The organism is Microbacterium schleiferi, from assembly GCF_015565955.1.
GTDB lineage: Bacteria > Actinomycetota > Actinomycetes > Actinomycetales > Microbacteriaceae > Microbacterium > Microbacterium schleiferi_A.
The window spans coordinates 171,976-183,893 of the sequence record NZ_CP064760.1 but is presented as its reverse complement, the minus strand read 5'-3'; the positions used below and the strand labels follow the sequence as shown (position 1 = coordinate 183,893).

The window sequence follows — 11,918 nt, the reverse complement described above, 5'->3', positions numbered from 1 at the left end:
CGTCAACCGGCTGCACTGGACACCGTGTAGGAGACCACGATGCCATCGTCGGACACGGTCCAGCCGTACACGATGCTCCACTCGTCTGAGGTGAGCATTACTCCCTTGAGCTGACCGAAGTCGGTCTCCGAGGTCACCTCGAATCCAAGGCCCTGTAGTTCGTCGACCGTGGCGCGCGCCGAGTCTTCGTCGGCAACCTCGACGGAGATGCTGAAGCTGTCGTTGACCCTGATGGCCGACACGACGTTGCCTTCCGGGACAGGCAGGTCGGGCCAGCCCTCGGGGAGCGAAGCGCCATCACCACTGAGACCCACGTCGAGATCGATGTCTTCGCCCGTCTGGTTCGCCGCCTCCTCGACGACGCGCTCGACGATGCTCTCGGGTGAAGGGACAAGGCTGCACCCGGCGATGGTCATGGCGAGGATCGGGATCGCACCCACAAGCGCAAGGGCGCGCGGAGAGCGAGAAAGCTGAAGAGTCATCTGACTTCCTTCTGTGGCGTTCGAGGACGGTCACTATCGTCACGTGCACGGCCGAGCGCGAACAATGAGTAGAGATTGCTCACCCGACCGTCCACGAGACCTCGACCGGCTCATCCGGCGGCCCCCCTGGCACGATGACATGCCGGCACGGTCACAGTTATCTCCGGCGGCATGTGGCCCGTTCCAGAGAGCATGGCGGGACACTGGAAGCGTGGAGAAGACCCCGGTCTACTACTACTCGTCGACCTCAAACCTCACGGGACGTTTCGCGCAGCACCTTGCCGAGGCGACCGGCCGTGCCGTGTACAACCTCGCCGATCCCGCGGTGCGCAAGGATGAGGCATCCGTGCCCTGGGTGCTGCTGACCCCGTCCTACAAGGCAGGCAACGCGAACGAGGTCACCCTGCCCGCCGGGGTCCGCAGCTTCCTGCGCTCCCCCGCCAACCGCCGCCGGATGCTGGGCATCATCGGATCAGGCAACCGCAACTTCGGCGTCTACTACCAGGCCGCGGCCCGCGAACTGGCGGTGCGGTCGGGACGCCCCGTGCTGTTCGAGTTCGAGCTGGCCGGCACCCCGGAGGACGTCATCCACTGCGCCCAGATCCTCGACGACCTGGATGCCGCACTCGCTGCATCCCACCCCGGTGTCTCCGATCCGGAGCCGGGGCTCCCCCGCGATGGCATCCTGAAGCAGTGACCTCTCGACCCGGATTTCGCGCGCGCCTGCTCGTGCCGCTGTCCGGGGATCCGAACGGGATGCCCCCGTGGGTGCAGCGGCTCGAACGGGGCGATGACCCGGGCCTGTTCGCCGAAGATGGCGCAGCCTGGACCGTTCACGCCGGCATGCCGACGCTGGTTGCCGGCATCCGTGCGCTGCTGATGCAGGCACTCCACCCCGGCGCGATGGCGGGCGTGCACGATTGGTCGCGCTACCGCGAGGACCCCCTGGGGCGCCTGGCCGGAACGGTGCGCTGGGTCATCTGCGTCACGTTCGGATCGCAGGAGCAGGTGGATGCCGAACTCGGTCGCGTGGCGCGCTTTCACGCCGAGGTCTCCGGCGACTATCGCGACAGCTCCGGCGCGAGCCGCGCGTACTCCGCCGCCGATGCGGAGCTGGTCGAGTGGGTGCATCTCGCGTTCACGGATGCCTTTCTGACGTGCCACGAGACCTGGGGCGGTCCGATCCCCGGCGGACCGGATGCCTACGTCCGTGAGTGGGCGACCGCCGGTCGGTTGATGGGGGTGACAGACCCACCCGAGACTGCTGCGGGCTTGCGGGCCCGGATGCACGGGTACCTCGACCGCGGCATCCTGCGCGGTGACGAACGCGTCGACGACGTCGTCCGCTTCCTCCGATCGGTACCGCTGGACGGATCGCTGCGGTGGGCGTACCGGCTGTTGTTCGCCGGCGCTGTCGCGACCATCCCCCGCGAGTACCGGCGGATGCTGCGCCTGCGGCGATCCTGGCTGCCGGTTGTCACGATGACGCGGCTCGTTCTGTTCGTCGCGGGCAAGAGCCTCGGCAGCGGTCCCCGCGCGCACGATATGGCCCGGCGCCGATTGCGCCGACTCGAGGCCTCCCGGGGCGCGTCTTCCCACACGGACTGAGCGCGCCGCGGTGACACGCCCGTAACACCCCGTCGCCTATGCTTCGGGCATGGAGGAGCCCTGGGTCGAAGAGGCCGCGCACATGATCGAGAAGTACACGGGCGACCCGCTGGCCGATGCGGTGCGGGGCACGGTTCGGGTCGTGTCGGCATCCGACCGCGAGGGGCGCGCACGCTACCAGGCGTGCCAGCTCGAGGTCGTCACGACGACCGCTGGCATCCCCGAGACCCACATCAGCACCGAAGTCGTGACCAGTGCCAAGTACTGGCCGCGTGTCGGATCCACGCTGCCCGCGCTCATTTCACGCAGCGACCCGAGCCGCATCGAGATCAACTGGGACGCCCTCGCACGTCAGTGATCGGCGCGTGACCCAGCCCCCGCGACGACTCGGCCTCAGCCGATCGCGATCTCGACCTGCAACTCCGCGGCCAGCTTCTCCAGGTCGTCCTTCACCCGGGAAAGGTCGGTCCCGGGTGCCGCGTGGGCGAGAACGGATGCCTCGAAGACGCGCCCACCGGCCATCGCCGCGTCCCGCACGTCCGTCGACAGGTCATCGATGCTGAGCTCGTGCGCGGCCAGCACTGCCGAGACCTCGCGGACGATTCCCGGGCGGTCGTTGGCGACCAAGGAGATCACGAGGGAACTGACCGGGCTGCTGGCAGTGGACGACTCCGCGCCCGAGAGCGTCGTCACGGTCAGGGTCTCGTCGAGCTCCCGCAGGGCTGACAGCAGCGGCGCAGCCGACTCCTCGGGAACCGAGATTTCGATGACCCCGGCGAAGACTCCCGCGCGTTCGGCGAGCTGGCTCCCCTCCCAGTTGCCGCCGTGGGCGCTGACGGCATCCGCGACCGCCGAGACCAGTCCCGACCGGTCCTCTCCGACGAGGGTGATCACGTAGCGAGGCACGCTCGCATGCTACTCCGCGGTCAGGATCCGCACAGCGGGAAGGTCGGGTTCGGCCCACCAGAACTGATCGAGGGCACCTCGGCTCACCCACCGCAGTTCATCGTGATCGGTGCTGTCGGTGGGTCGCTCGGCCGTGAGCTCGGCGCGATAACAGGCAAGACGGATGATGCGGTCACCGACGTGGGTGTCGTCGGTGGAGAGATGACCCGTGACACGGATGCCGACCCCGAGCTCTTCCCGCACCTCACGGATGAGGGCATCCACCGGGTCTTCGCCCGGTTCGACCTTGCCCCCGGGAAACTCCCACCGGCCTGCCTGACCGATGTGCGGCCCGCGACGGCACACGAGGATCTCGTCGCCGTCCGTGACCACGGCGGCCACGACATCGATGGTAGGGACATCATTCACGAATACAATCCTCCTATCGCGCGTGATGGTGCGCGTCGGACGCCGCGCCGTACGCGGCACGGGCCGCGGGTCTGACTGGGGTAGCGAATGAGCGGGCAGGGGACTGCTGAGCCGGTGCGTCATGCGCCCGCACACGCGCGTCCGCGACGCGGTCTGATCGTGTGGGCGGCGCTGATTGCCGTTGCCCTGGTGGCGCTGATTGTCGGAGCCGTCGCATCCCTCAGCCTGACAGATCCGGGCGCGTCGGCAGCACCAGCCCCGGCAACGCCTACCCAGCCGGCAACGCCCCCGCCGCTGAGCACGACCCAACAGATGCTCATCGACAGCGGCGACTCGACCACGTGCGCGATCTCGTTCGAAGGTGCCGAGCTGGATGTGGCACCCATGCTGCAGCACGAGGGTCAGCTGTTCGCGGGGCTTCCGATTCCGGCGCGCGAAGGGCCGTCTTCGCGGGATGGTACGCCTCACCCACCGGCGCGGACAGCCTCGATATCGCGGACCGCGTCAACGGCTCGGAGCTCGTCGCCTGCGATGAGCGCGAGCGCACCCTGTACGGCGCGTGGACGACACCCGAGGCCAACGCCGCCGAGGACGCTCAGATCCCCATCCTCATGTACCACCAGTTCACCTCGAATCCCGAGGGTGAGTCCGGCTGGCTCCGCCTGAATTATGCGTACATCGGCGACTTCGAGCAGCAGATGGCGTACATCGCCGACCAGGGTTTCTACCTGCCGACCTGGGACGAGCTGAGCGCGTTCATCGACGGTCGGCTCTTCCTGCCGAACCACTCCGTGATCGTGACGGATGACGACGCCGACGACACCTGGTACCAGCTGGCCGTGCCCGTGGTCGATGCTCACCACGTGCTGGCGACCTCGTTCATGATCACCCGTGACCGGCGGGAGCTCCATCCGTCGCCCTACGTGATCGTCCGATCCCACACCGAAGACATGCATCGCGCGGGCGCCGACGGTCAGGGCCGCATGGTCAACGAGCCCGCCGATGTCATCGCCGCCGACCTCGAGGCCTCGGCTGCCTACATCGGGGCGAAAGAGGTCATCGCCTACCCCTTCGGCCACTACAACGACACCGCCAAGGCCGGCGTGGCTGCCGCCGGGTTCGAACTGGCTCGCACGATCGATTACGGGTACGTGCACATCGGGAGCGACAAGCTCGCGCTCCCCGTCATCCGCATGAACTATGGGATGACGGTCGGAAACCTGGCGGCGCAGATCGGCTGAGCCTCCGGGCAGATCGGCTGAGCCTCCGGGCAGATCGGCTGAGCCTTTCGCCGTCGTCGGCCGAGTGCTGAGCGGGTCGGCTCAGAGCTCGCCGGGGGCCATGACCTGGTCGTCGAGCTCCTCCAGAACCTCGCGCGTGCGCGTCTTGACCCCCTTGCGGCGGCTGCGCGAGGGTGCGTAGACCACGAGCGCGTGGAAGAGGAACCGCGCGACGAACGCGAGGGCGAGCGTGATCGTGGTCGCGATGACCACCGAGATATGCCACGTCGAGATCAGGAGCGCCGTAAGCGGGATTCGCAACAGCGCCTCGGCGTTGTTGAAGCCGAACGACTTCGCGAAACGCTCCCACACGCCGGATGCCTCGGCCTTCACATCCTGGAAGACGAACCGTTCCTGCAGCAGGAAGTTGGCGATGATCGTGGTTTCGGCCGCGACGATCATCGCGGGGATGTCGCCGACGCCCCACCGCGTGAGCAGCCAGACGATCGCGATGTTGGCCACCGCGCCCAGGCCGCCGATGACGGCGAACATCGACATCTTGCCGAACCGCAGCATCGTCAGCTGCGTGAGGAAATGGGCGCCCTGCCGGAACGACGCCTTCGATTCTCCCGCGTTGCGGTCGGCGAAATCGAACGGCACCTCCGCGACGCGGAGGGTGGTGCGCGCGAGGATCTCGAGGAGGATCTTGAACCCGCGGGGCTTGAGCGTGCGCAGGTCGAGGCGGCGGCGATCGATCAGGAAGAAGCCGGTCATCGGGTCGCTGACGCCCTTGAGTCTGCCCGGGAACATCGCCTTCGTCAGCAGGGTTGCCGACTTCGACACGGCGATACGGGATGCCCCGGCAAGCCCGCCGTTTGTTCCCTCGCCGTTGTATCGGGAGGCGACGACGGCGTCGACATCCCCGACCGTGTAGCGACGCCAGAGGCGCGGGATGTCCTCGGGCGGATGCTGGAGGTCGCCGTCCATGACGACGCAGATGTCAGAGGTTGCGGCGTCGAATCCGACCATCACAGCCCCGCCGAGGCCGCCGGTGGCAATGTCGCGGTGGATCACGCGCACCGGAATCGTCGCCTCGGCAGCGACTCGACGGATCTCGTCAGCGGTATCGTCGGTGCTGTCGTCGACGAAGACGATCTCAGCCCGGATGCCGTTCATCGCCGCGGCCGTCCTTGCGACGAGCTCCGCGACATTAGGTGCCTCGTTGTATGTCGGCACGACGATGGAAAGCTCCATGGACCAATGCTGGCATGTCCGGGCGACATCGCCGTATGGCTGTCCACCGATCCATAGCGCATCCACAGACTGCCCGGCCGCGTGGCGTGTAACGGTCGTACGCTGGGTGCATGACTTCGGAAACTCCCGGAACCCTGACGATGTTCGGCGCGGACTGGTGCCGTGATTGCCGGCGCACGAAGGCGCAGCTCGACGAACTGGGCGTGGACTACGAGTACGTCGATCTCGAGGCCGACCCTGCAGCGGCGGATGTCGCGCGCGACATCTCTGGACGAACGAACATCCCCGTCGTGGTCTACCCCGACGCGTCGCACCACGTCGAGCCGAGCAATGCCGACGTCGAGGCGAAGCTGCGCGAACTCGCCCTGATCTCCTAGCGGCCACCGCGCCCGTGAGACGGCGCACCACGGCAGGTGAGACGCGGTGCCGCGGACATATGCTGGAGGCACGTCCGAAGGAGCGCGCCCATGCCGTCATCCGTTCGTCCCGCCACCGACACGGCGACAACCGATACCCCGACACCTCCGTCGCTGAGCAGCTCGATGCGGCTGTCGACGAGGTGAGGGAGGGGTCGCGCACCTGGCAGGTCCTGACCCTGACCCAGCGGATCAGGCTGCTGCGCAGCATCCACGCCACCGTCGCTGTGGAAGCCGAAGAGTGGGCCCTCACGGCGGCGCGGTCCAAGGGGCTAGAGCCGGGTCACCCGCTGGTGGGCGAGGAGTGGCTGACCGGACCGTACGCGACCGTGGTCGCGATCGACGCCTACATCGACACACTCTCCAGCCTGCGCGTAGGCGGAAGCCCCCTCGATCACGTGCGGGTCGACCGCGCCCCGGGCGACCGGGTCCGCGTGCACGCCTTCCCCACGAACGCTGCCGACGGCCTGCTGATCTCGGGCTATACAGGGGAGGTCTGGCTGCGCCCCGGCGTCACTCTCGCCGACGCGCAGCGCACGGCAGGCCTCGGCCAGCTGACGACAGGCGAATCGGGGGGCGTGGGGGTCGTGCTGGGCGCCGGCAACATCACCTCGATCCCGGTGCTCGACGTGCTGTACGAGCTGATCGCACACAACCGCGTCAGCATCCTCAAGATCAACCCGACGCAGGATTCGCTCGCCCCCGTGTTCGGTCGCGCGCTGGCTCCCCTCGTCTCGCTCGGCTTGCTGCGCATCGTGCAGGGAGGCGGCGAGGTCGGCGCAGCCCTCACCGAGCATCAGGGCATCGATCACGTGCACATCACGGGGGCCGCCCGCACGTTCGACACGATCGTGTTCGGCCGCACCGCAACGGGCAAGCGTCGCGCACGCCCGCGCCTCTCTGTACCGATCACCGCCGAACTGGGTGGCGTGTCTCCGATCATCGTCGTTCCGGGCCGGTGGACGGACGCGGACCTGCGTTTCCAGGCCGAACACGTCGCCACGATGCGCCTGCACAACAGCGGACATAACTGCGTCGCCGGGCAGGTCGTCATCCTCAGCGCCGGATGGGCGCAGCGCGAGCAGTTCCTCGCCGAGGTGGAGGCCGCCATGGCCCGCGCACCCCAGCGGCCCGTCTGGTACCCGGGGGCGCAGGCTCGGCTCACCGAGATCGCCGACACCTATCCGGATGCGCAGTGGTCGGCCGGGCATACCCGTGCCGTCATCGAGGTGGGCACGGATGCCGATCCGACGCCGATGGAAACGACGGAGTACTTCGCGCCGGCCCTGGGGGTCGTCGCCCTCCCCGGCGACGGCCAGGAGTTCCTGGACGCCGCCGTCGAGTACGCGAACGACCGGCTCACCGGAACCCTCGGAGCCAACCTGCTCATCGACCCCGATACCGAAGCGGCTCTCGGCGACGGGTTCGAGCACGCGGTTGCCGAGCTGCGCTACGGCACCGTGGCGATCAACACCTGGACCGGTGTCGCGTTCGGCATCCCGACGATGCCCTGGGGCGCCTACCCCGGCGGGACCCTCGAGAACGTCCAGAGCGGCATCGGCGTCGTCCACAACGCTCTGCTCCTCGACGCTGTCGAGCGCGGAGTCATGCGCGGCCCCTTCCGACCGTTCCCGCGTTCAGTGGGGTCGCTGGTGGGACCTGGCACATTCTCGGCGCTGCCCCGGCCGCCGTGGTTCGTCACCAGTACCGGGGCCGCGGACGGCGGGCGGCTGCTCACCCGATTCCGCATCCGACCGCGGCTGACGACTCTGCTCGGCATCCTCGAGTCGGCGTTCCGGTCGTGACCGGTGCCACACGCACCCGACGCGATCGCCGCCGCGGCGCGGAGCTCGAGGCCGACTATGTCATCGTCGGCGCGGGTTCGGCGGGAGCCGTTCTCGCGGCGCGACTGAGCGAGGACCCGCGCGTCTCGGTGCTGCTCCTGGAGGCGGGCGGCCCCGACCGCGCCCTGGAGCTGCACGTGCCTGCCGCGTTCTCGAAACTCTTCCGCGGCGCATATGACTGGGGCTACGACACGGTCCCCCAACCCGAACTCGAGGGACGGCAGATCTTCTGGCCGCGCGGCAAGACGCTCGGCGGCTCGTCGTCGCTGAACGCGATGATGTGGGTGCGCGGGTTCGCCGCCGACTACGACGAGTGGGCAGCGGCTGCGACCCAGCGCTGGTCGTGGGATGCCGTGCTGCCGGTGCTGCGCCGCATCGAGAATGTGCAGGATGCCGTGGACGCGTCGCTCGGACGCTCCGGCCCACAACCGGTCGAACGCCAACGCGACCCCAGGCCCCACACCGCCGCGTTCCTCGCGGCTGCCCGCGAGCTCGGGTACGACATCACCGAAGCGAACCTCCCGGACGGGCAGGCCTTCTCGCAGACGATGGTCACGCAGCGGCGCGGCGCCCGGGCCTCGACAGCCGACACCTACCTGCGGCCCGCTTCGTCACGGCAGAACCTGCGCATCGTGACGCACGCCCACGTACGTCGGATCACGTTCGCGACCGACAGCGACCGCGAGCCGCGAGCGACCGGGGTGTACGTCGATGTCGCGGGGACGACCCGCCACGCCCGCGCCCGTCACGAGGTGATCCTGTGCGGCGGCGCGATCAACACGCCGCAGACCCTGATGCTCTCGGGCATCGGACCGGCAGATCACCTCACCGGACTCGGCATCCGCGCCCTGGTGGACGCTCCCGAGGTCGGCCAGAACCTGCAGGACCACCTCGTCGCGGGGCTTGCCCCCGCCGCCACGAACGGCACGCTCTTCGGCGCGGAGCGCCCGGCCGAACTCGTGCGCTACCTCGCCGCCCGGCGCGGAATGCTCACCTCGAACGTTGCCGAGGCCTACGGCTTCATCCGCACCGACGTCGCCGGGCGGTCGGGTATCCCCGATGGTCTTCCCGACATCGAGATCATCTTTGCCGCGGCGCCCTACGTCGGGGAGGGACTCGTCCCCTTGCCCGGTGAGGGCATCACGGTCGGCGCGATCCTGCTGCGCCCGCACAGTCGTGGCAGCATCCGACTGGCGTCGACCGATCCTCATGCCCACCCGGTGATCGACCCCGCGTACCTGAGCGATGTCGACGGCACGGATGCTGCAGCGCTGCGGGCGGGACTCGAGGTGTGCGAGCGGCTCATCGCCACCTCATCGCTGGGCGCCGTCACGACGGGAGGATGGGTGCAGCCCGAGGGCGGCGAGCGCATGAGCAGCGCCGAGCGGATCGAGCTGTCGCTGCGCCGCTACTCGCACACGCTCTACCACCCCGTCGGCACTGCCCGGATGGGGTCGGATGCCGCATCCGTCGTCGACCCCGAGCTGCGCGTGCGCGGTGTCTCGGGCCTGCGCGTGGCCGACGCCTCGATCATGCCGACGATCATCCGCGGGCACACGCACGCTCCGGCGATCGTGATCGGCGAGATCGCCGCGGATCTCGTGCGTGGCGACCGTCCCGGCGGCATCTGAGGCGGGACCAACGGGCCGCATCGCACGGCGGTCGAAGACTACGCTCTGGATCATGGCTCCCGAAGCGACGCCCACGACAGTCACCATCACCGGCGCAGGCGGGCAGATCGGTTACGCGCTCCTGTTCCGCATCGCCGCCGGCGACATGCTCGGACCTGACCGGCCGGTGCGGCTGAGGCTGCTGGAGATTCCGCAGGGGATGCGAGCCGCCGAAGGCGCCGCTCTCGAGCTCATGGACGGCGCGTTCCCGCTGTTGACCGATGTCGAGGTCACCGACGATGCCCACACGGGTTTCGACGGGTGCACCGTCGCTCTTCTGGTCGGAGCGCGCCCACGCACGGCGGGAATGGAACGCGCCGACCTCCTCGAGGCCAATGCCGGGATCTTCGGGCCGCAGGGCGCCGCGATCGGTGCCGTCGCCGCTGACGACGTGCGTGTGCTCGTGGTGGGAAACCCGGCGAACACGAACGCGCTCATTGCGTCGGCATCCGCCCCGACGTTCCGGCCGAGCGCTTCGCTGCACTCACGCGTCTGGATCACAATCGCGCGGTCGCGCAGCTCGCCAGCGCTCTGGATCGCCCGGCGGCTGCCATCGAACGGATGACGATCTGGGGCAATCATTCGGCAACACAGTTCCCCGACGTCGACCACGCCCTCGTCGACGGGTTGCCGGCACGTGCGGCCCTTGCGGGACGGCTCGGCGGGGAGGATGCGGCACTGACGTGGCTGGATGACACCTTCATCCCCCGCGTCGCGAAGCGCGGCGCCGAGATCATCGAGGTCCGCGGGTCGTCATCGGTGGGTTCTGCCGCCGCCGCGGCGATCGACCACGTTCGGGATGAGACCGCGGGGGTCGCCTGGACCTCCGCCGCCGTCGTCTCCCACGGCGAGTACGGCGTTCCAGAAGGCCTGATCTGCTCGTTCCCGGTGTCATCGGACGGCGCCGGCTACCGGATCATCGAAGGACTCGAGCTCGATGCGCGTGCGCGCGCGCGCATCGACGCGTCGATAGCTGAGCTGGTTTCGGAGCGCGACGCTGTCGCCGCGCGAGGGTTGCTGTGACGACGACGGAGTCGTTCCTCTTTGTCATCGGCGGCGTGCTCGTCGTCGCCATGACGGCGCGTGTTGCGCCCCGCATCAAGGTCGCGGGCCCGCTGCTGCTCGTGCTCATCGGCATCGTCGCGAGCTACCTGCCGTTCCTTCCCGACATCAACGTCGACCCGGAATGGATCCTGGTCGGGGTGCTTCCGCCGCTGTTGTACTCGGCGGCGGTGTCGCTGCCGGCCGTCGAATTCCGCCGCGACCTGCTGCCGATCGCCGGCCTCGCGGTCGTGCTCGTGTTCATCAGCTCGTTCGTGCTGGGAACGTTCTTCTACGTCACGATTCCCGACCTCGGCTATCCCCTGGCACTCGCTCTGGGCGCGATTCTCAGCCCCACGGATGCCGTCGCGACGGCCGTTGCCAAACGGCTCGGAGTGTCGCGCCGGGTCGTGACGATGCTCGAGGGCGAGAGCCTTCTCAACGACGCGAGCGCGCTCGTCATCTTGAACTCGGCGGTCGCTGCCTTCGTGCTGATCACGTCGACGGGAAAGCCGCCACCCTTCATCGATGCCGTGGGCGGCTTCTTCTGGGCGGTTTTCATCGCGATCGTCATCGGCGCGATCGTGGGGTACGCGAATCTCCGGCTGCGGTCGTGGCTGCGCAGCTCGGCAGCCACGACCGCGGTCGGGTTCATCGTTCCCTTCGTCGCCTACCTCCCCACCGAAGAGCTGGGCGGATCGGGGCTTGTCGCCGCCGTGATCGCGGGGATCGTCACCGGCCAGGGCGCTGCGCGCTGGTTCACGCCGGAACAGCGGATGTCGGATCACGTCACCTGGCGCACCGTCGAACTCATCCTCGAGGGCGGCGTCTTCCTCATCATGGGCCTCGAGATGAGCGAGATCGTGGAGGGCACCGCCAACGGCATCCACGGCATCGCCCACGGCCTTTGGATCGCGGGGCGGCCTTCGGCATCCTGCTCGCGGTACGCGCCGGATACGTCGCTCTGCTGGTGTGGGCCCAGGGGCGGCGCCTGCACCCGCGGCGCGCAAAACGCCTGAACGCCATCTCCGACCGGATCGATGAGATCGAAGCCGGCGGTCCCGAGCAG

At 68.7% G+C, this 11,918-nt stretch carries 12 protein-coding genes and 1 pseudogene; 9 read left to right on the top strand and 4 right to left on the bottom strand.

Going from position 1 to position 11,918, the window contains the following annotated elements; all coding sequences use genetic code 11:
• Nucleotides 1-2 precede the first annotated feature (2 nt).
• On the bottom strand, nucleotides 3-482 hold the full coding sequence (locus tag IT882_RS00890; RefSeq protein ID WP_195692777.1) for a hypothetical protein: 480 nt from the start codon (nucleotides 480-482) through the stop codon (nucleotides 3-5).
• Between the two features lie 211 nt (nucleotides 483-693).
• Between IT882_RS00890 and IT882_RS00885 the strand changes: the two genes are divergently transcribed.
• Genes IT882_RS00885 through IT882_RS00875 form a run of 3 tightly spaced genes read left to right on the top strand, consistent with a single transcriptional unit; the run spans nucleotide 694 to nucleotide 2,448 of the window.
• Nucleotides 694-1,179: a ribonucleotide reductase stimulatory protein gene (locus IT882_RS00885; protein WP_195692776.1), complete on the top strand. Its 486-nt coding sequence runs from the start codon at nucleotides 694-696 to the stop codon at nucleotides 1,177-1,179.
• Nucleotides 1,180-1,238: 59 nt separating this feature from the next.
• Nucleotides 1,239-2,090, top strand: coding sequence for an oxygenase MpaB family protein (locus IT882_RS00880; RefSeq protein WP_195693966.1), 852 nt, complete (start codon nucleotides 1,239-1,241; stop codon nucleotides 2,088-2,090).
• Between the two features lie 49 nt (nucleotides 2,091-2,139).
• Nucleotides 2,140-2,448, top strand: a complete 309-nt coding sequence (locus IT882_RS00875) for a hypothetical protein (RefSeq protein WP_195692775.1) — start codon at nucleotides 2,140-2,142, stop codon at nucleotides 2,446-2,448.
• A gap of 35 nt (nucleotides 2,449-2,483) precedes the next feature.
• On the opposite strand, the gene IT882_RS00870 is transcribed toward IT882_RS00875, so the two are convergent.
• Entirely contained in the window at nucleotides 2,484-2,996 is a 513-nt protein-coding gene (locus tag IT882_RS00870) for a glycine cleavage system protein R (protein ID WP_195692774.1), read from the bottom strand.
• 9 nt (nucleotides 2,997-3,005) lie between these two features.
• Nucleotides 3,006-3,404, bottom strand: coding sequence for a (deoxy)nucleoside triphosphate pyrophosphohydrolase (locus tag IT882_RS00865; protein ID WP_324253906.1), 399 nt, complete (start codon nucleotides 3,402-3,404; stop codon nucleotides 3,006-3,008).
• A 341-nt stretch (nucleotides 3,405-3,745) separates the two neighbouring features.
• On the opposite strand from IT882_RS00865, the gene IT882_RS00860 reads away from it, so the two are divergent.
• Complete coding sequence (locus tag IT882_RS00860) at nucleotides 3,746-4,645, top strand: polysaccharide deacetylase family protein (RefSeq protein WP_229382210.1); 900 nt, start codon at nucleotides 3,746-3,748, stop codon at nucleotides 4,643-4,645.
• 81 nt (nucleotides 4,646-4,726) lie between these two features.
• On the opposite strand, the gene IT882_RS00855 is transcribed toward IT882_RS00860, so the two are convergent.
• On the bottom strand, nucleotides 4,727-5,878 hold the full coding sequence (locus IT882_RS00855; RefSeq protein ID WP_195692772.1) for a glycosyltransferase: 1,152 nt from the start codon (nucleotides 5,876-5,878) through the stop codon (nucleotides 4,727-4,729).
• 110 nt (nucleotides 5,879-5,988) lie between these two features.
• Here IT882_RS00855 and IT882_RS00850 point away from each other — a divergent pair, with 110 nt between their 5' ends.
• The 5 genes and pseudogenes from IT882_RS00850 to IT882_RS00830 all read left to right on the top strand — a co-directional run bounded on the left by IT882_RS00850 (nucleotide 5,989) and on the right by IT882_RS00830 (nucleotide 11,868).
• Entirely contained in the window at nucleotides 5,989-6,255 is a 267-nt protein-coding gene (locus tag IT882_RS00850) for a glutaredoxin family protein (protein ID WP_195692771.1), read from the top strand.
• Between the two features lie 59 nt (nucleotides 6,256-6,314).
• Nucleotides 6,315-8,099 (top strand): aldehyde dehydrogenase family protein, encoded by a 1,785-nt coding sequence (locus IT882_RS00845; RefSeq protein ID WP_195692770.1) that lies wholly within the window; start codon nucleotides 6,315-6,317, stop codon nucleotides 8,097-8,099.
• Nucleotides 8,096-9,769, top strand: a complete 1,674-nt coding sequence (locus IT882_RS00840) for a GMC family oxidoreductase (protein WP_195692769.1) — start codon at nucleotides 8,096-8,098, stop codon at nucleotides 9,767-9,769. Before IT882_RS00845 ends, IT882_RS00840 begins: the two co-directional genes overlap by 4 nt.
• 52 nt (nucleotides 9,770-9,821) lie before the next feature.
• Nucleotides 9,822-10,831 (top strand): annotated as a pseudogene (locus IT882_RS00835) (malate dehydrogenase).
• Nucleotides 10,828-11,868, top strand: coding sequence for a cation:proton antiporter (locus IT882_RS00830; RefSeq protein ID WP_229382209.1), 1,041 nt, complete (start codon nucleotides 10,828-10,830; stop codon nucleotides 11,866-11,868). Before IT882_RS00835 ends, IT882_RS00830 begins: the two are co-directional and overlap by 4 nt.
• Nucleotides 11,869-11,918: the final 50 nt, after the last annotated feature.